The sequence below is a fragment of the Glycocaulis sp. genome, from assembly GCF_050485565.1.
Taxonomy (GTDB): Bacteria; Pseudomonadota; Alphaproteobacteria; order Caulobacterales; family Maricaulaceae; genus Glycocaulis.
On sequence record NZ_JBJHBQ010000012.1, the window covers coordinates 57491 to 78387 of the forward strand.

Annotated in this window: 23 protein-coding genes; 9 read left to right on the forward strand and 14 right to left on the reverse strand. The window is 63.5% G+C overall.

All coding sequences use genetic code 11. The annotated features are described in order from the left end of the window. Positions 1-3: 3 nt before the first annotated feature. Positions 4-570 (reverse strand): NtrZ family periplasmic regulatory protein, encoded by a 567-nt coding sequence (locus ACQ5ID_RS12635; protein ID WP_429912793.1) that lies wholly within the window; start codon positions 568-570, stop codon positions 4-6. A gap of 95 nt (positions 571-665) precedes the next feature. Then, positions 666-1904 (reverse strand): hypothetical protein, encoded by a 1239-nt coding sequence (locus tag ACQ5ID_RS12640; RefSeq protein WP_429912794.1) that lies wholly within the window; start codon positions 1902-1904, stop codon positions 666-668. A 311-nt stretch (positions 1905-2215) separates the two neighbouring features. Here ACQ5ID_RS12640 and ACQ5ID_RS12645 point away from each other — a divergent pair, with 311 nt between their 5' ends. The 3 genes from ACQ5ID_RS12645 to holA are packed head-to-tail and all read left to right on the forward strand — an operon-like array spanning position 2216 to position 4321. Next, positions 2216-2701: a DUF3576 domain-containing protein gene (locus tag ACQ5ID_RS12645; RefSeq protein ID WP_371392973.1), complete on the forward strand. Its 486-nt coding sequence runs from the start codon at positions 2216-2218 to the stop codon at positions 2699-2701. Positions 2702-2732: 31 nt separating this feature from the next. Then, positions 2733-3293, forward strand: a complete 561-nt coding sequence (locus ACQ5ID_RS12650; RefSeq protein ID WP_429912795.1) for a hypothetical protein — start codon at positions 2733-2735, stop codon at positions 3291-3293. Continuing rightward, entirely contained in the window at positions 3287-4321 is a 1035-nt protein-coding gene (gene holA, locus ACQ5ID_RS12655) for a DNA polymerase III subunit delta (RefSeq protein WP_429912796.1), read from the forward strand. The genes ACQ5ID_RS12650 and holA overlap by 7 nt, the downstream gene beginning before the upstream one ends. Here the strand turns inward: holA and ACQ5ID_RS12660 are convergent. The 6 genes from ACQ5ID_RS12660 to ACQ5ID_RS12685 form a co-directional block, all read right to left on the reverse strand. Then, the gene (locus tag ACQ5ID_RS12660; protein ID WP_429912797.1) at positions 4318-5223 is read right to left on the reverse strand and encodes a ParB/RepB/Spo0J family partition protein; all 906 of its coding nucleotides are present in this window, start codon (positions 5221-5223) and stop codon (positions 4318-4320) included. The genes holA and ACQ5ID_RS12660 overlap by 4 nt on opposite strands. After that, positions 5220-6071 (reverse strand): ParA family protein, encoded by an 852-nt coding sequence (locus ACQ5ID_RS12665; protein WP_429912798.1) that lies wholly within the window; start codon positions 6069-6071, stop codon positions 5220-5222. Before ACQ5ID_RS12665 ends, ACQ5ID_RS12660 begins: the two co-directional genes overlap by 4 nt. Continuing rightward, a complete protein-coding gene (gene rsmG, locus ACQ5ID_RS12670) occupies positions 6061-6714 on the reverse strand; it encodes a 16S rRNA (guanine(527)-N(7))-methyltransferase RsmG (protein WP_429912799.1) in 654 nt (217 codons plus the stop codon). Before rsmG ends, ACQ5ID_RS12665 begins: the two co-directional genes overlap by 11 nt. Then, positions 6714-8612 carry a tRNA uridine-5-carboxymethylaminomethyl(34) synthesis enzyme MnmG gene (mnmG, locus tag ACQ5ID_RS12675; RefSeq protein ID WP_429912800.1) on the reverse strand — a complete coding sequence of 633 codons (1899 nt, stop codon included), beginning with the start codon at positions 8610-8612 and terminating at the stop codon, positions 6714-6716. Before mnmG ends, rsmG begins: the two co-directional genes overlap by 1 nt. Before the next feature lie 76 nt (positions 8613-8688). Next, positions 8689-10014, reverse strand: coding sequence for a tRNA uridine-5-carboxymethylaminomethyl(34) synthesis GTPase MnmE (mnmE, locus tag ACQ5ID_RS12680; protein ID WP_429912801.1), 1326 nt, complete (start codon positions 10012-10014; stop codon positions 8689-8691). A gap of 10 nt (positions 10015-10024) precedes the next feature. After that, the gene (locus ACQ5ID_RS12685) at positions 10025-10264 is read right to left on the reverse strand and encodes a DUF6489 family protein (RefSeq protein WP_429912802.1); all 240 of its coding nucleotides are present in this window, start codon (positions 10262-10264) and stop codon (positions 10025-10027) included. Positions 10265-10348: 84 nt separating this feature from the next. On the opposite strand from ACQ5ID_RS12685, the gene ACQ5ID_RS12690 reads away from it, so the two are divergent. Next, entirely contained in the window at positions 10349-11029 is a 681-nt protein-coding gene (locus ACQ5ID_RS12690; protein WP_429912803.1) for a dienelactone hydrolase family protein, read from the forward strand. A gap of 198 nt (positions 11030-11227) precedes the next feature. Here the strand turns inward: ACQ5ID_RS12690 and ACQ5ID_RS12695 are convergent, their stop codons facing one another. The 5 genes from ACQ5ID_RS12695 to hemE form a co-directional block, all read right to left on the reverse strand. Next, the gene (locus tag ACQ5ID_RS12695) at positions 11228-11857 is read right to left on the reverse strand and encodes a glutathione S-transferase family protein (protein ID WP_429912804.1); all 630 of its coding nucleotides are present in this window, start codon (positions 11855-11857) and stop codon (positions 11228-11230) included. 155 nt (positions 11858-12012) lie between these two features. Further along, positions 12013-13269 (reverse strand): transcription termination factor Rho, encoded by a 1257-nt coding sequence (rho, locus tag ACQ5ID_RS12700; protein WP_429912816.1) that lies wholly within the window; start codon positions 13267-13269, stop codon positions 12013-12015. A gap of 344 nt (positions 13270-13613) precedes the next feature. After that, complete coding sequence (gene hemJ / locus ACQ5ID_RS12705) at positions 13614-14060, reverse strand: protoporphyrinogen oxidase HemJ (protein WP_429912805.1); 447 nt, start codon at positions 14058-14060, stop codon at positions 13614-13616. After that, positions 14060-15124 carry a ferrochelatase gene (gene hemH, locus ACQ5ID_RS12710; RefSeq protein WP_429912806.1) on the reverse strand — a complete coding sequence of 355 codons (1065 nt, stop codon included), beginning with the start codon at positions 15122-15124 and terminating at the stop codon, positions 14060-14062. The genes hemJ and hemH overlap by 1 nt, the downstream gene beginning before the upstream one ends. Positions 15125-15155: 31 nt before the next feature. Next, positions 15156-16181, reverse strand: a complete 1026-nt coding sequence (hemE, locus tag ACQ5ID_RS12715) for a uroporphyrinogen decarboxylase (protein ID WP_429912807.1) — start codon at positions 16179-16181, stop codon at positions 15156-15158. Between the two features lie 534 nt (positions 16182-16715). Between hemE and ACQ5ID_RS12720 the strand changes: the two genes are divergently transcribed. Genes ACQ5ID_RS12720 through dnaQ form a run of 5 tightly spaced genes read left to right on the forward strand, consistent with a single transcriptional unit; the run spans position 16716 to position 20278 of the window. Next, positions 16716-17573, forward strand: coding sequence for a pyruvate, water dikinase regulatory protein (locus tag ACQ5ID_RS12720; protein WP_429912808.1), 858 nt, complete (start codon positions 16716-16718; stop codon positions 17571-17573). Then, positions 17570-18157 carry a Maf family protein gene (locus tag ACQ5ID_RS12725; RefSeq protein WP_429912809.1) on the forward strand — a complete coding sequence of 196 codons (588 nt, stop codon included), beginning with the start codon at positions 17570-17572 and terminating at the stop codon, positions 18155-18157. The genes ACQ5ID_RS12720 and ACQ5ID_RS12725 overlap by 4 nt, the downstream gene beginning before the upstream one ends. Then, on the forward strand, positions 18157-18990 hold the full coding sequence (gene aroE, locus ACQ5ID_RS12730; protein WP_429912810.1) for a shikimate dehydrogenase: 834 nt from the start codon (positions 18157-18159) through the stop codon (positions 18988-18990). The genes ACQ5ID_RS12725 and aroE overlap by 1 nt, the downstream gene beginning before the upstream one ends. Further along, positions 18987-19595 carry a dephospho-CoA kinase gene (gene coaE / locus ACQ5ID_RS12735; RefSeq protein WP_429912811.1) on the forward strand — a complete coding sequence of 203 codons (609 nt, stop codon included), beginning with the start codon at positions 18987-18989 and terminating at the stop codon, positions 19593-19595. Before aroE ends, coaE begins: the two co-directional genes overlap by 4 nt. Beyond that, complete coding sequence (gene dnaQ, locus ACQ5ID_RS12740) at positions 19592-20278, forward strand: DNA polymerase III subunit epsilon (RefSeq protein WP_429912812.1); 687 nt, start codon at positions 19592-19594, stop codon at positions 20276-20278. Before coaE ends, dnaQ begins: the two co-directional genes overlap by 4 nt. Here the strand turns inward: dnaQ and secB are convergent, their stop codons facing one another. Then, complete coding sequence (gene secB, locus ACQ5ID_RS12745) at positions 20279-20782, reverse strand: protein-export chaperone SecB (protein ID WP_371392954.1); 504 nt, start codon at positions 20780-20782, stop codon at positions 20279-20281. Positions 20783-20897: the final 115 nt, after the last annotated feature.

The window sequence follows — 20897 nt, forward strand, 5'->3', positions numbered from 1 at the left end:
AGACTAGAAACGGAAGGCCGATTCAAACCGCAGCTGCGGCGTGCGGCGGTCAGGCTCTTCGCCAAACACATCCTCTTCCGGGGAGGTGAAGCGGAATTCACCGCCAATGCGCACCCGGTCGGTCAGTGAATAGAACGCACCTGCGCTCACATCCTGAAGCTCGAATGCCGGACCACGCATACGCTGGGAAATACCCAGAGAGATGCCCCAGCGCTCACCGGCAGAAAAGCGGAACTGCTCTGCCTGCTCGCCCCAGACCGAGGCCATCGTGCCTGCCGGCGCCATGGTGAACCGTTGCTGCCAGGCGGTTGCAGAACCCGTGGGCTGATCTGGTACCGAAAGAAGGGCAGCGTCACGCCGCACCGCATCTTCACGCCCCGACAGCACCTGATCGGCTTCGGCCTGTTCGGCCAGATCCTGCAGACGCTCAAGCGAGGTGAGATCGGAGAAGGCGGTGCCGCGAAGATTGAACCCGTCGCGCACGCCGGAATCCTGCGCCAGCGCCGTCGGCGCGATGGCAAGGGCCATCACGAGCGGCAGGGCCGACAGGACTGACACGCGCAAACGCATGGTTCTCTCCGCAATTACAAGATTTGATATACGCCAGTAACGCTGCAAACCCAACAGGGTTGCCGGCGCTGTGATGCGAATTGGTGCCGAGCGTGTCAAAAGCGCAACCCTGCTTCGAGGAAGAGGCGCGTGGTCTCGCCCGTCTGCGTTGTTCGCTCAGGCCCTGACAGGCCAGCCTCCCCCGCACGGCTATGGGCAAGGCCCACGCCAAGAATGAACCCGGACTCGAAATAGCGCGATGCACCGACAAGCACGTTGTCACTATGCGCATGGACCAGGCTGGAGCGCGCACGCGACGCCTCCAGGGAGAACAGCCAGTCCCCGCGCTCATAGGCAAGGCTCGCCGCATGGGCACTGTAGCGCGCACCGGAAACGCCATCATTGCTTAAAAGCGCGCCGAGCCCCACCTTCCATGCGCCTTCGCTGCGGATCAGGCGGGCCGACACAGCCCAGGGATCATCGAAAAAGGCGCTCGCATTACCGGCAGCGCGCCCGTGCGACAGGCCCATGCCGGCTGTCCAGCGCACACCGCTGGCAGCAAAACGATGGTCGAAGGACACGCCCAGCTCGGCTATGTCACGCACGCTGGCCGCAGCGAGAAGTCCCGGCTGGGATGATGGGCGGCAATAGCTGGCCCCGCACACATCGCCGTCCGGCGTGAAGGAGGCTGCGGCGCGGAAACCGGCCAGACGTACACTGCGCACCAGCAGTTTGGGCGCATGGCCCGACATTGTATTGGCCACTGACGCAAAATTACGCCCTGCCGGGTCAGTCCGGGTGGCATCGGCACGCATCAGCCAGAACGCGCCCGGCAGGGGATCGCTTTCCAGCGCAGCTGCGCCCGGCCCATAGCCCGCGCGCACTTCTGCCAGCCCGCCGCGCCAGTAGACAAATGCGGTTTCCACCGCAAAGGCGGGATCATCGCCCGTAATGCCGGGGCCTGCGGCAAAGCCGGTAAACGCGCCCACAGGTGCCAGACCGCCTGCATCAAGGCAGTCAGCCGCGCCCGCCGGGCAGTTACCGATACTCTGGGCCAGCCCCGCCCGCCCGGAATCGCGGCGCGCCACCAGACCGCCGGCAAACCCGACCCTGTTGGTGTTCTCCAGTATGCGCTCAGCGGTAAAATCGAGCCGTATCTCGCCATAGGGGCCAGAACGGGCAGCACTGCTAGCGCCCGGTGCAAGCACGATGTCCGCGCTCAGCTGAAAATCTGTATCGAGCTGGAAGGGGCCCTCTTGCGCCTGCACCGGCGTGCCATACGCAGCAAGGACAAGAACAGGCGCGGCCGCGAGAATTGTGAAGGCCCGAACCTGAGCGCGAAGCGCTGTCATCATGGTCCTTCTCTCGCGGCCTCGCCGTAGGCGCCCCCGCTATTCCCCCGGACGCGCGCTAAGGACGATGCGGCAGGGCGATCCCGGCGGTCAAGCTGCCGGGACCATACGCGGCGGGCTTGCGGGGCGAAGTGTCACAAGAGTGCAACGGTGTAGGCAGGTCCGGGCCGGTCAGATCATCGCTCTGGCCACGGCGCGAGCGCATGCTATAGAAGCAGGAGACGGGTTGCGCTCGTGTCCGCTCTGGTCTTTTGTGGCGGCTATCAAAGTGCGCTCTTAATCAGTGTTATCCATTTCCTCTGGAGGTTTGCCCCATGCTCTCACGGCCGCTTGTAACGGTTCTGAGCGTTGTCGCCGTAGCCAGCATGGTGGCCGGCTGCGCATCGCGGTCGAGCACCGAACGCGAGAATCGCGGACTTTTCGGCGGCCTGCTCGGCAGCGGACCGCGCGCGACTGCGCCTGATGCGGGCATTGGCGTCAATACCTTTCTGTGGCGCGCCTCGCTGGACACGCTGTCCTTCATGCCGCTTGACCAGATTGATCCTTTCGGCGGCGTCATCATCACGGACTGGTATGCCAACCCCGAAGCACCCGAAGAGCGTTTCAAGGCCACCGTCTATGTGCTTGACAGCCGTCTGCGCGCGGATGCGCTGAGCGTCCAGATTTTCCGTCAGGCCCGCAATCCCGATACCGGCGACTGGACTGATGTCGCCGTGGATCAGGGCACACGCGTCCAGGTGGAAAACGCCATCCTGACGCGGGCGCGCCAGATGCGGATTTCCCAGCTTCCCGGCTCCTGACCGGACGAGCAAGGCACGAGGCCCGAACGCAATGCGCGCAGTGCCGGTTTCAGCCCGTAACCTGATTGCCGCCGCGGCGTTTTTTGTCCTGGCGGCCTGCGGCTTTCAACCGCTCTATGGGGGCCAGAGCGCCGAGACCCTGAGCAATGTAACGGTCAGCGTTTCCGGTGATGAAAGACTGTCCTATCTCACCGAAACCGCCCTTCTTGAACGCGTTGGCGTTTCGCAAGGCGATGCCGGTACGCTTTCGGTAACACTGAGAACCGGGCAACAGCGCCTCGGCGTCTCCGCCGACGGGCAGGCAACGCGCGTCGCGCTGAATGTCCGCGCCAGCTATCAGCTTTCAGGCAGAAACCCGGCCAGAGGCCGGGTCACCGAGCGCGTGGTCTTTGAGACGCCGTCCCAGCCCTATGCGCTCGTAGCAGCGCGGAGCAATGCCGAACGGCGCGCTGCCGAGATGGTCGCTGACGCGGTTGTGCGCGATGTTCTGGCAAACCTGCGCCAACGCGAGTCGGCGCGCGGCCGGCCCGACCCTGCTCCGGCCGCTTATGACCCGCTTGAAGAGCCCCTTGACGGTGACGAGCCGTGGTGAAGCCGTCGGGCGGATCTGTTGACCGGCTTCTCAAATCCCCGCCGCCTGATTTGCGCGTCTTTGTGATCTTCGGACCGGATTCCGGACTGGTCAGGGAGCGTGCACAAATCCTGTCGCGCTCGATTGCGGGCGATCCTGACGATCCTTTCAATGTCACGCGCTTCACCGATGAGGACATCAAGGCCGACGCGGCGGCGCTGGCTGATGCCATGGCGGCCATGTCACTCATGGGCGGTGAGCGCCTGGTGCGGGTGCGCCTGTCTGGTGACAGCGCGCCGGTAGCCCGCTGGATCAGCGAATTTGAAGCCGGAGAAATGCCGGCTGAAGGGCGGCTGGTCGTCGAGGCCGGCAACCTCACCAAGGCGTCAAAACTGCGCAAAGCCGCCGAGGACGGCAAAAAGTCTGCCGCCATCGCCTGTTATGAGGATAATGCCCGCGATCTCATCGCCATTGCGGAAGAAAGCTTCAAGGCTGCGGGCCTCTCGCTGGCCGCTGATGCGCGTCACGCGCTGGCCGGCATTCTGGAGGGCGACCGGGAGCTGGCGCGCTCAGAGATAGAAAAGCTGATACTTTACAAAGGCTTCGCGGGCGGCGAGATCACGCTGGAAGATATCGCGGCAATCTCCACCGAGAGCGCTGACGCGGCTCTGGACAAGATTGTGGACGCGGCCCTGTGCGGTGAAACCCATGAGGCGGACCTGCAATACCGGCGCGCACTGGATTCCGGCACCAGTCCGGTCGCCATCGTGCGCGCCCTGCAGCGCAAGATTGACCAGATAGAGCGCTACCACCAGCTGGGCGGGGATCAGGGTGCGCTCGCCCGGTCCGGCGCGCCGCGTTTTGGTCCGCCTGCGCAGCGCTTTCAGGCGGCCGCCCGTGCCTGGAGCCGTGCGCGGATTGCACGCGCCCGCGATATCGCGTTTGAAACCGAGCGCGCGATCAAGCGCTCTGGCTCACCGGCCGAGGCACTGGCGGGCGAAACCCTGCTGCGTCTGGCGCGGGCAGCCGCGCCTGTACGAAGCCGTTAGCGCGAGGACAGGCGCCGGCACAGATCGTCCAGCTGTTCCAGCGTGGAATAGCGCACACGGATCTCGCCTGCTTCGCCGCGATGGATAATTTCCACATCGAGACCCAGACGCTCGGCGAGATCGGCTTCCAGCAAGCGCGTATCAGCATCTTTCTGCGCTTTTTCCAGACCGCCGCTGCGCGTCTTGCGCTCCGGGGCCTGCTCCTTGCGGGCGAGAGCCTCCGCACCGCGCACGGACAGGCCGTCAGCAATGATTTTCTCTGCCAGTGCCGAAGGGTCGCCAGCCGTTGCAATGGCGCGCGCGTGGCCTGCCGACAGGCGGCCGGCTTCGAGATGGTCTAGAACGGGCGCGGGCAAAGCGAGCAGACGCAGCGTGTTGGCGATATGGGCGCGTGATTTGCCGACGGCACGCGCCACATCTTCCTGGGTATGACCGAAACTTTCGATCAGCTGGCGATAGCCGCGCGCTTCCTCCACCGCATTAAGATCCTGGCGCTGGACGTTCTCGACAATGGCGATTTCCAGCGTTTCGCGGTCGGTAAACTCGCGAATGACAGCCGGAATCTCGTGCAGGCGCGCGCGTTGCGCGGCGCGCCAGCGCCGCTCACCCGCCACGATCTGGTAGTGCCCGGTCTTACCGGGAGCAGGGCGCACCAGAATGGGCTGCAGCACGCCGCGCTCGGCAATAGAGGCCGACAGGGAAGCAAGCTCATCTTCGGAAAAGCGCTTGCGCGGCTGATCAGGGTTTGGCTCGATCATGTCGAGCGGCAATGCCCTCGGGCCGGAGCCTGAAGACTGGCCGGACGGTCCATCGCCGCCGCGCATATTCTCGGCGTCTTCACCTTCGCCCAGAAGGGCGGAAAGGCCGCGGCCCAGCCCGCGCGGACGTTCCTGCGCGCTCATGCCGGCACCGCTTCAGCGGGCCTGCGCTCCTGGCGGACCAGCTCGCGCGCCAGCCGGACATAAGCCTGCGATCCCGGACAGGCGAGATCATAGAGCAGGACCGGCTTGCCAAAGGAGGGTGCCTCGGAGACACGCACATTGCGCGGTATGACCGTTTCATAGACCCGGTCACCAAAATGCGCGCGCACATCGGCGGCAACTTGCGATGACAGATTGTTCCGCCGGTCATACATGGTCAGCACAACGCCTTGAATTGTCAGATTCTTGTTGAGATTGCCCCGGACCAGATCGACCGTTCGCATCAGCTGGCTGAGACCCTCCAGCGCGAAGAACTCACACTGCAGCGGGACCAGCACGGAATCGGCCGCCGTCATCGCGTTGACCGTGAGGAGGTTCAGCGAAGGCGGGCAGTCAATCAGGATGTAATCGCAATGGGTTGCGCGGGCGGCCAGAAAGCGCCGGAACTTGTCGACCGCATGGCGCAGCCGGTAGGAGCGGCGCGGCGCGGCTGACAATTCCAGCTCTGCGCCCGACAGGTCTACATCGGAGGGAATAATGCCAAGCCCCGGCACGGCCGTATCGACCAGCGCTTCCTCGATCGGGCGCTCATTGACCAGGACATCATAGCTGGTGGCCTTGCGCACGGTGCGCGGCACGCCCAAGCCCGTGGAGGCGTTACCCTGCGGGTCGAGGTCGAGAACGATCACCCGCTTGCCGATGGCCGCCAGGGCGGTTGCCAGATTGATCGCCGTCGTCGTCTTGCCGACACCGCCCTTCTGGTTGGCGATGGCGATGACTTTGGGCGCACCAGCGCGCGGCGCTGTATCGGAACGGGGATCAACGGACACGGGTCAGCCTTTCAATGCGGATGATGGCGGCTTCATCGCTGGTACGGCTTGGATGAAGGCTCGCCTCGAAGTTCCAGCTTTTACGCGCCGCGGTCAATTCCTCCGCATGGCGCGCACCCTTGGGAATCAGCGCAATTGCGCCGTTTTCCACAAATGGTGCCATAAGACCCAGCAATTTCTCCAAAGGCGCGACCGCGCGGGCCGTCACCACGTCGAAAGGCGGCAGGCCATCCAGCGCCTCAACACGCTCTGCCAGCACCTCGGCCTGTGATGTCAGCTGCGTCTCCGCCAGCACCGCGCGGAGAAAGGCCGCCTTTTTCCCGATGGATTCGATGAGCGTCACCCTGGCGTTCGGCACCGCCCGGTCTGCGAGGCCGAACGCGATGGCGAGCCCCGGAAAGCCCGCGCCGGCCCCGATATCGGCCCAGCGGTTTGCGCCCGGCGGAGCCAGATCAAGCAGCTGCCAGCTATCCAGTGCATGCCGGAACCAGAAATCATCCAGTGTCGCGCGGCCAACCAGATTTGTGTGCGCAGACCATTCGGCCAGCAGGCGCCGCCACGCGATGAAGCGCTCCAATGTTTCACGTGAAACACCCGTGTCTGCCTGGAAACTTTCGGCGTCGTACGTCCGTTCGTGATTCATTACCCTGCCCGTTGACGGTCCAGCCGCTTCACACTCGCCAGCAGCGCCGTCAACGCGCCCGGTGTAACACCTTCCACACGGCCAGCCTGACCCAGCGTGGCCGGGCGGGCGCGCTCCAGCTTCTCGCGCACCTCGTGCGACAGGCCGCCCACGCTCCGATAGTCGAAACTCGCCGGAATACGCACGCCCTCATCACGGCGGAAGGCCATCACATCGGCCTCCTGCCGGTCGAGATAGCCGTGATAGACCGCCTCGTTCTGCATCTGGCTGGCTATCGGCGTATCCAGAGCGGCGATTTCCGGCCACACCTTGCATATCGCGTCCCAACCTACCTGGGGGTGAGCCGCCAGCGCCATGGCAGAGCGGCGCTTGCCGTCCTGATTGATCGACAGCCCCGCTTTCGCCGCCTCGGTCGGTGTCAGGCTCAGACGCTCCAGCAGGGCGCGGGCGTCCGAAAGGGCTTCGGCGCGCGCCGCAAACGATGTTTCACGTGAAACACTCGCCGCGCCGAGACCGATCGCCAGAGGCGTCAGGCGCTGGTCGGCATTGTCCGCGCGCAGGCTGAGCCGGTACTCGGCGCGCGAGGTGAACATGCGATAGGGCTCTGTGACGCCGCGCGTGATGAGATCGTCGATCATCACGCCGATATAGGCTTGCGACCGGTCGAGCACGAAGGCTGGACTTCCTGCGCAGGCCAGCGCCGCATTGAAGCCCGCCATCAGGCCCTGCGCAGCCGCTTCTTCGTAGCCGGTCGTGCCGTTGATCTGACCGGCGAGCCACAGGCCGGGCAGGCGCTTCACGCCGAGCGTCGCATCCAGCTCACGCGGGTCCACGTAATCATACTCGATGGCATAGCCGTAGCGGCGCACTTTTACGTGCTCCAGCCCCGGAATGGTCTGCAGGAAGGCGTCCTGGATATGATCGGGCAGGGAGGTGGAGATGCCGTTGGGATAGACGGTGTCATCGTCCAGTCCTTCCGGCTCCAGGAATATCTGGTGGCTGGTCCGGTCGGCAAAGCGCACCACCTTGTCCTCAATGGACGGGCAGTAGCGCGGGCCGCGCCCGGCGATCTTGCCGCCATAGACGGCTGAATGGCCCAAATTCTCCTCGATAATCTTGTGAGTCTGAACGGTCGTGCGCGTGATGCCGCAGGCAATCTGCGGCACGCTGATCCGATCATTCAGGAAGGAGAAGGGTGTCGGCACATCGTCGGCGGGCTGCATGTCGAGCCCGGCCCAGTCAATCGTGGAGCCATCAAGGCGCGCCGGGGTTCCGGTTTTCAGCCGCCCCATGGAAAGGCCCAGCCCGTACAGCCGGTCCGACAGGCCGATAGAGGGCGCATCGCCAACGCGGCCCGCCGGGATACGCTCATCGCCGCGATGGATCACGCCTTTAAGGAAAGTGCCGGTGGTCAGCACGACCGCGCCGGAGCGATATTCGCGGCCTTCGCCGTCCACCACGCCCGCACAGCGCCCGTCCTCGACAATCAGATCCTCGGCAGCGGCTTCAACGATGTGCAGGCTCGCCTGTTCAGCCAGAGCGGCCTGCATGGCCTCTCGATAGAGCTTGCGATCAGACTGAGTGCGGGGGCCGCGCACGGCCGGACCCTTGGAGGCGTTCAGCATACGGAACTGGATGCCCGACGCGTCGGCGACCCGGCCCATAAGCCCGTCCAGCGCATCCACCTCGCGCACCAGATGGCCCTTGCCGAGCCCGCCAATCGCCGGATTGCAGCTCATCTCGCCAATGGTCGCCGCCTTATGGGTGAGGAGCAGCGTGGCCGCGCCCAGGCGCGCAGCCGCGCTCGCGGCCTCGCAGCCCGCATGGCCGCCGCCGATCACGATCACATCCCATTGGCGTTGCGCGGCCTCGGCCGGCTTGAGCAAATCTCTGGTCATGGCTTTCTTGTGTCCGGCCCAGCCCGCCGGGGAGCGCGTCCTTACATGATCGGCGCGCCCAAGTCGAGTTCGCGGCCTATTTGCCAATGCAGAACTGGCTGAACACCCGGTCCAGCACATCCTCGATATCGACAGCGCCGGTCAGCTCTCCCAGCGCGCGGATCGCCCGGTTCACTTCAGCCCCTGCCAACTCCGGACGTGAAGAGAGGAGCGACAATGCCTCCTCGAGCGAGCCAAGCGCCCGTTCGACCAGCTGGCGATGGCGGGCGCGCGACAAAGGCGCGGCCTCGGCGCCGCCCAGCCTTGCCACCAGCTCACTGTCCAGCCAGGCATTGAAGGCATCCAGACCGGATGCGGTCTTTATCGACACCGCAAAGGCCGCCACGCCCTCTGGCACCGGGGCGTCAATGCTGGCAAGATCGGTCTTGTTGAGCAGGGCCACGTCGCCGGGCCGTAGCATGGCCAGATGATTCTCCTGCGCCGTTTCACGTGAAACATCGATCAGCAGGCAGCGCATATCGGCGCTCTCGGCGCGGGCCAGCGCCCGACGCACCCCTTCAGCCTCAATCACATCGGACGCTTCGCGCAAACCGGCTGTATCGGCCATATAGACGACGAAACCGGCCCGGATCAGACGCACCTCGATAATGTCGCGCGTAGTGCCGGGAATATCACTGACAATGGCCGCGTCCCGCTGTGCCATATAATTGATAAAGCTGGACTTTCCAGCGTTCGGGGCACCGATAACCGCAATGGTGAACCCGTCGCGCACCCGCTCGCCGCGATGATTGTCCGCCAGATGGGCGCGCATGCTGGCACACAAGGTTTCCAGCGGCGGGCCGGCGCGCTCCGACAGCCCCTCCGGCACATCATCCTCATCGGGAAAATCGATCTCGCCTTCAATGGAAGCGAGCGTGTCGATCAGCGCGTCACGCCACTGCCCATAGAGCGAACCCAGCGCGCCGCCCATCTGCGCCAGTGCCTGCTGGCGCTGGCTCTGCGTTTCCGCATCGATCAGGTCGGCGAGGCCTTCGGCTTCGGTCAGGTCCATCCGGCCATGGGCAAAGGCGCGGCGCGAAAACTCTCCTGGTTCTGCGGGGCGCAAACCTTCAGCCATAAGCGCCTCAGACAGCGCCTCGATAACGGCAGGCCCGCCATGAATGTGAAACTCGGCAACATCCTCGCCGGTAAAGCTTTGCGGCGCGGGAAACCAGAGCAGCAGGGCGCGATCGATCAGCGTGCCGTCGCGGGCCTTCAGTGATCTCAGCGCCGCGCGGCGTGGTTCTGGCAAACCGCCTGCCAGCGCGCCAAGCGCCGATCCTGCGTCCGGGCCGGAGACCCGCACAATCGCGACGCCGGCACGGCCCGCGCCGCTGGCCAGAGCGAAAATCGTATCGGTCATGGCGCGGCGTCTAGCTTCCGGATTTTCCGCCAGCGGCCTGGTTCATCAGCGACATGAACTGCTTTTGCCATTCGCCGCCCATCGTCATCCAGTTGCGCATCAGAGCATCGGGCTCGAGCGCCTCGATATTGGCACCCATGCGCTTGCTCATCTCGCCGACCAGCTGCTCGTTGAGCGGGGTCACGTCCGGCAGGCCGAAAAAGGCGCGTGCCTCGGCCGGGGTGCATTCGATTTCGATATTGACCTTCATGCCTGCCTCGTCTTGGTTCGTAAGGGACGCCGCTTCGTGCTCCAACCATAAGCCGCTTCCGCGCCACAAGCCAAAGGAGACGACATGCCCGCCGAAACGCTCACCATCAAGACCGCCGACGGCAGCTTTTCCGCCTATGCGCGCGGGAAAGGCCCGGCGATCATCGTCATCCAGGAGATTTTCGGCATCAATCAGGTGATGCGTGATATCTGCGATGATCTGGCCGCCAGCGGCTATCGCGCCATCTGCCCCGACCTGTTCTGGCGGATCGAGCCGGGCATTGAGCTGACCGACCAGACGGACGCCGAATGGAAGCAGGCTTTTGATCTGTTTGGTAAATTTGATCCGGACAAGGGCGTGGGGGACATCGCGGCCACCATCGCCCATGCGCGCGGAGAAGGGGCGGAAAAGGTTGGCGCAGTTGGCTTCTGTCTTGGCGGGCTGCTGGCTTACCTCACCGCCTGCCGTACGGATTGCGATGCCAGCGTTGGCTATTACGGCGTCGGGATACAGGATCGGCTTGGCGAGGCTGGCAAGATCACCAGCCCGCTACTGTTACACATTGCCGGGAAAGACCAGTTCGTGCCGCCAGAGGCGCAAAAAGCAATTCTGGACGGGCTGAAATCCAACCCCAAGGTGGAGATGCATCTCTACCCGGAGCGCGACCATGCCTTTGCCCGTGTGGGCGGAGCGCATTATCACGGCGAGGATGCCGAAACGGCCAATAACCGGACGATGGCCTTCTTTGAGACGCATCTGGGGTAGGGGGCTGGGCCGGTCATCAGCCACCTTATGCGGGTGGACTGTCTTATGTGCGGCTTGCCTCTCCACCGGGGTCCCCCGCCCCGACGGGGGACCCATGGAAAAAGCCCAGTGCCTGGACATGGACCCCGGCTCAGGGGCCGGGGACCCGGATATGGTTCTTAGCTTTCGCCGGAATGACGAAGGACGGGAGACCTAGCCCTACTCCGCACTGGCCTTCTGCCAGCTTTCCATCGCCGTCAGGCGCTCCCAATAGGCCATAACAGGGGCCGGGGCATCTTTCAGCTGACGGATGATTTTCAGCAAATACAACAGGTAACCGACCGAGATATCGGCGGCGGTGAAGCGATCCGAGGCCAGAAACTCGCGGCCCTCAAGGCCCCGCGCCGCGACCATCTCCAGATGCTTGTCCACCTCGCGCTTGGCCCATTTGGCGATGCCCTCATTGCGCTGGGCTTCGGGCAGGAGGGTGGTGTGGGCGAGCAGGAGGCTGACCGGCATGCCAAGCGAGCCTTCCGCATAGTGCAGCCATTCCAGATAGCGCGGGTAATCGGGCTCGGACGGGTCCACGCGCAGCGGTGTCGGGCCGTAGCGATTGATGAGATATTCCAGGATCGCGACCGATTCCAGGATCACCGTATCGCCGTCTTTCAGGGCCGGGATTTTCTGCAAGGGGTGGATCTTGCGGTATTCGTCGCCGCCCACATTGCCGCGGTCAAAGGCCACGCGCTCCAGCCGGTAATCGAGGCCCATCTCCTCCATCGCCCAGCGGGCGCGGATCGAACGGGTCATGGGGGCGTGGAACAGGATCAGGTTTGCGTCGTGGCTCATGGAAATCTCCCGCAACAGAATTGCGGGAGATTAGCGCCATTTGCACCGCTGGAAAGCACAGACTTTCGCGTCACGGGCCGCAGGCCCAGAAGGCCAACCGGCCGTCCGCGCTAGTGCGCGGAATTGACCGGGCGGATGCGAGGGAAGACCAGGTATCAGGTGTTCATCGAGTCGAAGAACTCGTCATTGGTCTTGGTTTCCTTGAGCTTGCCGAGCAAGAAGTCGATCGCGTCCTGCGGGCCCATCGGATTGAGGATGCGGCGCAGCACATAGGTCTTGGCGAGATTCTTCTTGTCGACCAGCAGCTCCTCTTTCCGGGTGCCGGATTTGAGAATGTCGATGGCCGGGAAGACACGCTTGTCGGCGACTTTGCGGTCGAGCACGATTTCGGAGTTACCCGTGCCCTTGAACTCCTCGAAGATCACCTCGTCCATGCGGCTGCCGGTATCGATGAGGGCGGTCGCGATAATGGTCAGTGAGCCGCCTTCCTCGATATTGCGGGCGGCACCGAAAAAGCGCTTCGGGCGCTGCAGGGCGTTGGCGTCCACACCGCCGGTCAGCACCTTGCCGGAGCTTGGCACCACGGTGTTGTAGGCGCGGCCAAGGCGGGTGATGGAATCCAGCAGGATCACCACATCGCGGCCATGCTCGACCAGGCGCTTGGCTTTCTCGATTACCATCTCGGCGACCTGGACGTGGCGCGTTGCCGGCTCGTCGAAGGTGGAGGCAATAACCTCGCCCTTCACCGTGCGCTGCATGTCGGTCACTTCCTCCGGGCGCTCATCGATGAGCAGCACCATGAGGTAGCATTCAGGATGATTGGTCTCGATGGCGTGGGCGATATTCTGCAGCACCATCGTCTTACCGGTGCGCGGCGGGGCCACGATCAGCGCGCGCTGACCCTTGCCGAGCGGGGCCACGATATCGATCACGCGGCCCGTGCGGTCCTTGCGGGTCGGGTCCGGGTTTTCCATGATGAACCGGCTCTCAGGGTAGAGCGGGGTCAGATTGTCAAAATGGACCTTGTGCTTGGCCTGATCGGCGGGCTGGAAATTGATCGCATTGACCTTGAGCAGCGCGAAATAGCGCTCGCCATCGCGCGGGGCGCGAATCTCGCCGTCCACCGTGTCGCCATTGCGCAGGCCAAATTTGCGAATCTGGTTGGGCGACACATAGATATCATCCGGCCCGGCAAGATAGTTGGCCTCTGGTGAGCGCAGAAAGCCGAACCCGTCCTGCAGCACTTCCAGCGTACCGCCGCCATGAATCTCGACGCCCTCTTCGGCCAGCGCCTTGAGGATCGCGAACATCATGCCCTGCTTTCGTAGCGAGGCTGCGTTCTCGATATCGAGGCTCTCGGCGAGCTGGAGAAGGTCTGCCGGAGACTTTTCCTTCAGCTCCTGCAGGGACATGCGCCGCCCGTCAGGAGTGGGCGTCGCAATCTCGTCGAGATCGGTTTCGGGTGTGTCGTTCTGATCGGTCATGGGGAGGTCTTTTTGAGAAGCGGACGGGACGATGAAATGCCTGACCGGGATCGGTCTTTGCGCGAACAGGCATGCGCTTTAAGGCTAATGCCCGGCACATACCGCTGGTTCCGGTCCCGCGAACGCGGCCCTCACGGGCTGCAGGCGGGCAAGACTGTGTTTCGAGAGCGTGCCAGATCGCAAGGCCATACGGCAAGGACAGCACGATAAGGGGGGAAGCCGTCCGCAGGCGGTCGGTTATCGGCTAGGCGTGACACAAGGCCGGGCGCGCGTCAAGCGAAAGGCTTCAATATCGCCAGCAATACAATGATGATGGCCGCAATCGCAGGCACTTCATTGAGCATACGCCAGAACTTCTCGCTGCGCGGGCGCTCGCCTTTGGCAAAGCGCTTCGCACTGGCCGAGTAAAATCCGTGCACGCCGGACAGGGCGATCACCAGCGCCAGCTTGGCATGGAACCAGCCCTGGCTGAACAGGGCGGGGTTTGCCGCGATCATCAATATGGCAAAGAGCCAGACTGCGATGAGCGCCGGACCCATGATGATGCGATTGAGGTTTTTCTCCTGCTTGAGCAGGGCCGTTTCCAGCTCCCCGCCGGGCGCGGCGGTGTGGTGATACACAAACAGGCGCGGCAGGTAGAGCATGCCGGCCATCCAGAAGATCACCGAGACGATGTGCAGGGCTTTAAGCACATCATAAAAGGGCAGGAGAAAATCCATCAGGCGGCCTCTGGCTGTCTTGGCTCTCCGTTATAGCCTGCTTCGCGGCAGGGGCAGCGGCCAAATTCAGCCGGGCAGATGGGCGTACCCGATGGCGGCTTCAGCCCCGCATGGCCGGTGAGCGCATCGACGACCAGCCCGGCCAGCGCCTTGATGAAACCCGGCGTAACGCCGAGTGCTGGCACGCGGGTATAGCCGGCCGCGCCGTGCTCGTGCGCGAGTTCGGCATATTCCTCGTCCAGCTCGACCAGCGTTTCGATGTGCTCGGACACAAAGGCGATGGGCGAGAGGATGATGTGTTTTCCTTCTCTGGCCGCCTCTTCCACCATGTCTTCGGTTGACGGGCCGATCCATTTCAATGGGCCTACTTTTGACTGGAAACAGGTGATGTGATCGGTCAGCTCGGGCAGCAGGGTCGTCACCGCCTTCACCGTCTCCTCCACCTGCCACTGATAGGGATCGCCGCGCTGGATCGTCACCTCCGGCAGGCCATGGGCGGAATGGAGCACACGGGCATTGGCTGGCTTTCCGGCCCTCTCCCAGGCCTCGCGGATCAGCCCGGCATGGGCGGTGATGAAATCAGCCTCGCGCGGGAAGCAGCATATAGTGCGCGCTTCGCCGCCCCCTGCATCGCGCCAGGCTTTGAGGGAGCTCGCCGTCGTGGTGGTCGAAAACTGCGGGTAGAGCGGCAGGAGGACTACTTCATCCGCGCCCCAGGCCTTTACGGCTTCTGCGGCTTCATGGGTGAAGGGGTGCCAGTAGCGCATGGCGAGAAAGCAGCGGATCTCGTCGCCGGGCAGCGCCGATGCCAGCGCGGCGGTCAGCGCCGCAGCCTGCTTTTCGGTTTCGGGTACGATGGGTGAACCGCCGCCCATCTTGGCGTATTCCTTGGCAGCCTTGGGCCCGCGCGTGGTGGAAATCAGCCAGGCCAGCAAGGGCCGCACCGGCCAGGGCGCATAGATGATCGCCGGATCATTGAAGAGATTGCGCAGGAAGGGTTTCACGCTTTTCTGCCCGTCCGGCCCGCCCAGATTGAACAGTACAACAGCGATTTTGCGGCCCATGGGACTTACTCCGGCTTGGCTGTAACGGGAGCTAACCGCCCCGGATATGGGCCAGCAGCTCGCTCACATGTTCTGGCGGCACATCAGGGTTTATCCCGTGTCCGAGATTGAACACATAGGGCCGGCCCCCCCATGCGTCGAGCAAACGGCTGACCTCGCAGCGGAGCGCCTCACCGCCAGCTTTAAGCACAGCCGGATCAAGCTGGCCCTGCACCGGCATGGAGCGCGGCAGATTGGCCACCGCCCAGTCGGTATCCAGCCCGTGATCGGTGGCGATGGCGTCAATCCCGGTCTCGGCCGCGTAGCGCACATAGTGCGGCCCGGCACCTTTGGGGAAACCGATAATCGGGGCGGTGATGCCCGCTGCCCGCACGCGCTCGATAATGCGCCTTGTAGGCGCGATGACGACCCGGTTGAACAGCGGCGCAGGCAGGCCCTCTGCCCAGCTTTCAAAGAGTTTGAGCACGTCTGCACCGGCTTTGGCCTGCGCAATCAGATAGTCGGCCGTCGCATCCGCCAGATTGGCCAGCAGCCGGTCAAACGTCTCTGGTTCACTCCAGGCGGCGGTACGGGCTTTCCAGCGATCTTTTGAGCCACCGCCCTCGATCATGTAGGTCGCCACCGTCCAGGGCGCGCCGGCAAAGCCGATCAGCGTGCAGCTGTCTGGCAGGCCGGCGCGCACCAGTTTCAGCGTCTCACAGACCGCAGAAAGACGCGTGGCCGCTCCTTCTGGCGATAAACCAGCCAACGCTTCAAGGTTCATCGCGGCGAGCCTTGGCCCCTCGCCCTTCTCAAACCACACCTTCTGGCCCATCGCATTGGGGATGAGCAATATGTCGGCAAAGACGATGGACGCATCAAACCCGTAACGGCGGATCGGTTGCAGAGTCACTTCGGCGGCAGCTTGCGGGTTCAGGCAGAAGGCGATGAAGTCAGGCTGCTGGGCGCGAACCGCGCGGTATTCAGGCAAATAGCGCCCGGCCTGGCGCATCAGCCATACGGGCGGGGTCTTCAAGGTTTCACCACCCAGAACCTTCAAAAGCGCGCGTTCGGCCATTTACCGCTATTCCTTTATCTGGACGCCTTGCCTGCTCACCGGCGGCTTTCCCGCCCTTCCTTTCTATCCAATGAAAAAAAGAAATTGGAAGGAGATGAGTCGTAGGCCTGTCCGTATCGTGGAAAACCCGGTCTCACTAGCGCGTTGTCCGCACATTTCACACCCTGTGGGAAAATTGGCCGCACGTCAGTCTTTGTCCAAGCGTGTGAATTTCGCTATTAACTCAAAATTTACATTGTTTAACAAATAATTAAGATTTCCTCCTGCGGGCGTAAGCCTGCCGGTGCAGGCTCTGCTTTCCAGCGTGTTCAACATCAAGGCATGTGCGCGGCGGCAGAAACTGGCCCGCTGGTGGAGAAGCGGGGACGGTGTGTGGGTTAGAAATGGCGCTGATGCCGATACCGGCCGGACAGGCTGGTCAGCGGGGACAATGCGCGCAGTTTGCCGACAGCTTGTTCACAGGCCGGGCGGAACGGGCTATCGCTGGAAACGACGCTCAGTGAGCAGACAGATATGCCGCCTTTGAAGGATGCCATGCCCACTTCCCAACGTGCGCCGGACATGAAGACCTATTTTCATGTCCATATGATCTCTGACTCCACCGGCGAGACGCTGATGAGCGCGATGCGTGCCTCGGCGGCGCAGTTTGAACGCGGCCAGCCGATCGAGCATCTGTTCGCGCTGGTCCGTTCTCCGCGCCAGATGACGCGTGCGCTGGAGCATGTCGAAGCTTTTCCCGGCGTGGTCATGTACACGGTCGTCAATCCGGACTTGCGTGAGGCTCTGGAGACGCGCTGCGCGGAGCTGTCGGTTCCGGCCATTGCCCTGCTTGATCCTATCGAGACCACGTTGTCGGCTTATCTTGGCGCGCCGATGACCGGCCGTGCCGGTGCCCAGCGCACGCTCGATGCGGATTATTACCGGCGTATTGAAGCGATGAATTACTGCATGGCCCATGATGACGGGCAGGGCGATGATCTCGCCAGCGCCGATGTGATCCTGTTGGGGATCAGCCGGACCTCGAAAACACCGACCTCGATTTATCTGGGCAATCGCGGCGTACGTGCTGCCAACATACCCCTGGTGCCGGGCACGCCGCTTCCCGACAATCTGTTCTCGCTGAAAAAACCTGCCATTGTCGGGCTTTATGCCACGCCGGAGCGCATCATCCAGATCCGCCGCAACCGGCTATTGAACCTCAATGAGGACCGCTCGACGGACTATATCGACGAAGACTCCGTCAAGGATGAGCTGATCTACGCCAAGCGGCTGTTTGCGCGCCACAACGTGCCTTCAATTGATGTGACGCGGCGTTCCATCGAGGAGACGGCGGCCAAGATCATCAATCTCCTGACTGAGCATCGCGGCAAACTGTCGGGAGGCAAACCATGACCGCGCTGGTGCTGGCGTCGGGTTCGGCGTCGCGGCGGGCCATTCTGGAAAAGGCCGGTGTGCCTTTCACCATCGATCCGGCAGATATCGATGAGGGTGCGGTAAAGGCAAAATTCTCCGGCAGTCCTGCCGGGTTGGCGCTGGAGCTGGCCCGGCAAAAGGCGCTGGCCGTATCGCCGCGCCAACCTGGGAAGCTGGTCCTCGGGGCTGATCAGGTGCTGGAATTTGAGGGCCGCGCCTATGATAAATCGCGTGATGTGGAGGAGGCGCGCAAACGCCTGATCATGCTGCGGGGCCAGACCCATGCGCTTGTCGGCGGACTGGTGCTGGCACGCGATGGCGGGATTGTCTGGCAGCACGAGAGCCGGTGCGAGATGCAGGTGCGCACATTCTCTGATGCGTTTCTGGACCGCTATATGCGCGATGCCGGATCCATTCTGACCGCGGGCGTCGGCGGATATGCCTATGAGGGGCTGGGCGCGCAGCTGTTTGATCGGGTGGAGGGCGATTTCTTTGCCGTTCTGGGCCTGCCGCTCCTGCCTTTGCTGGATGCGCTGCGCCAGCATGGCGCGCTGGAGGCGTGATGAGCGGGGTCAGAAAGGCCGGTGTGATTGGCTGGCCGGTCAGCCATTCGCTCTCGCCTGCCATGATGACCGCCTGGCTAAGTGATGTCGGCATTGAGGGCGAATACAGCCCCGTCGCTGCTGCGCCGGAGGACTTTGCTGGTACAATCCATCGCCTGCGTGATGCCGGATATGCCGGAGTGAATGTGACCCTGCCTCACAAGGAGGCGGCGCTGGCGCTGGCCGATACTGCCAGTGATGCGGCGCGCGCGGCGGGGGCCGCCAATGTTCTGGTGTTTCAGACGGCAAAGATTCACGCGGACAATACCGACATTACCGGGATCAGGGCCGCGCTGGACGAGGGCGGCTGGCAGGCGGGAACCGGCCCGGCGGTTCTGATCGGCGCTGGCGGGGCTGCCCGTGCTGCGCTTTACGTGCTGAAGGCCGCGAATGTGCCGGTGCGCATTGTCAATCGCAGCCCTGACAGGGCCGCGGTGCTGGCCCGCTCAATGGGCTGCGCGGCGGAGATCCATGGGCTGGAAGCGGCGCCAAGGGCGCTGGAGGGCGCGCGTCTGATTATCAACGCCACCAGTCTAGGCATGAAGGGCCAGCCTGCGCTCACGCTGCCACTGGATATTCTCCCCGCAGATGCGCTGGTGTTCGACATGGTCTATGTGCCGCTGGAAACGGCGTTTTTGAAGCAGGCGCGCGCGCTTGGCCTGCGCACGGCCGACGGGCTTTCCATGCTGATCGGACAGGCCCGCCCGGCCTTTGAAGCCTTTTTTGGCAAGCCTGTTCCTGCCCGCACGCCGGTCCGGGCCATGCTGGAAGCGGCGCTGGAGGGCAGGCCATGATCACAATCGGACTGACCGGCTCGATCGGCATGGGTAAAAGCACGACCGCTGCCCTGTTTGCACAACAAGGTGTGCCGGTTTTTGACGCCGATGCGGCGGTGGCGGAGATGTATGCGCCGGGCGGCGAGGCGGTAAAGCCGCTCAATGCGGTGTTTCGCGATGTGGTTGCGGGCGGGCGCGTGGACCGCGAGGCGCTGAGCGCCCATCTGAAAGACAACCCACAGGATTTCGCCCGCCTTGAAGCCATCGTGCATCCGCTGGTGGCGGCGCGGCGGGCGGGCTTCCTGGAGCAGGCGCGCAAGGACGGGGCCTGGTGCGTGCTTTTTGATATTCCGCTCCTGTTCGAGACCGGCATGGAGGGTCATGTTGATATCGTTGTCGTGGTGTCTGCCCCGGAAGATGTGCAGCGGACGCGGGTGCTGGCCCGCGAGGGCATGCACGCGGAAAAGCTGGACATGATCCTGGCTCGCCAGACGCCTGATGGCGAAAAGCGGCAACGGGCCGATTTCATCATCGACACGTCAAAAGGTGTGGATGATGCCCGCCAACAGGTGCGCGCCGTTCTGGATGCCTTGCGCAAAAGCAGTCAGAATCCGCAGCCATGAGAGAGATCATATTCGATACAGAGACGACCGGGCTCTACCCGCTCGAGGGCGACCGGGTGACCGAGCTTGGCTGTGTCGAGGTGATCAACATGATCCCGACGGGGCGCGAGTTTCACGCCCTCATCAATCCTGACCGCGATATCCCGGCTGAAGTGACGGCCATTACCGGGCATACGCGCGAAATGCTGCGCGACAAGCCGCGTTTTGAAGAGGTGGCGCAGGATTTCATCGCCTTTGTCGGGGATGCGGTGATGGTGGCGCACAATGCGCCCTTTGACCGGGGCTTCATCAATATGGAGCTGACGCGCGCCGGGCTTGACCCTTATCCGGACAGCCGGTTCAAGGATACCGCCGCGATGGCGCGCGAGCGCTTTCCAGGCTCGCCGGCCAATCTGGACGCGCTGTGCAAACGCTTTGAAATATCACTGGAAAGTCGCACAAAGCACGGCGCGCTGATCGATGCCTATCTGCTGGCAGAAGTGTATCTGGAGCTTAATGGCGGGCGCACGCGCGCGCTCGACTTTGCCGGGCTGGAAGGCACGGACCGCACGGTGCGTTACGCCCCGCGCCCGCCGCGCCCATCGCCGTTACAGCCCTTAAGCACGCCAGAAGAGCGCGCTCTCCATGCAGGCTTTGTGGCCGAGATGGGCGAGGCGCGCGTCTGGAAGAAGTTCGGCGTCTGATCAGGCGTTGCCGGCGGGCGGATTGCCCGAACCGCCTTGCGCGCGCTGGGCGAGCTGCTGGCGGTAGAGGCTGGCAAAATCGACCGGCTCCAGCATGAGGGGCGGGAAGCCGCCATTCTGCGTCGCGCTGGCCACAATCTCGCGGGCAAACGGGAAGGTCAGGCGCGGGGCCTCGACCAGCAGGAAGGCTTCGCGCGACTGCTCGTCCATGCCGCGGATCTGGAACAGGCCGGCATAGCTCAGCTCGCAGACGAACAAGGTGGCATTCTCGCGCTCAGCCTTGGCCGAAAGAAGCAGCTCGACCTCGAAGTTTTCCGCATCCAGCGCGCGCACGCGCACATCAATACCCAGATCGATATTGGGCTGGGCCGCGCTGCCGCGCAGCGTGTCGGGCGCACCGGGATTTTCGAAGGAGAGGTCCTTTACATACTGCCCCAGTATTCTCACGCTCGGCCCGCTGGCCGGATTTGCGCTCTGATCGGGTGTGTTGGGGGTATCAGCCATGTTCGGTGCAAGCTCCTGTAGGCGTTTTTCCAGCCTTGGTATTGAAAGGCCGGCAGCAGGGCTTGGAATGGGCCCGCTTCCTGTGCAAGGTCTGGGCGGGTAGCATGCCGCGCCG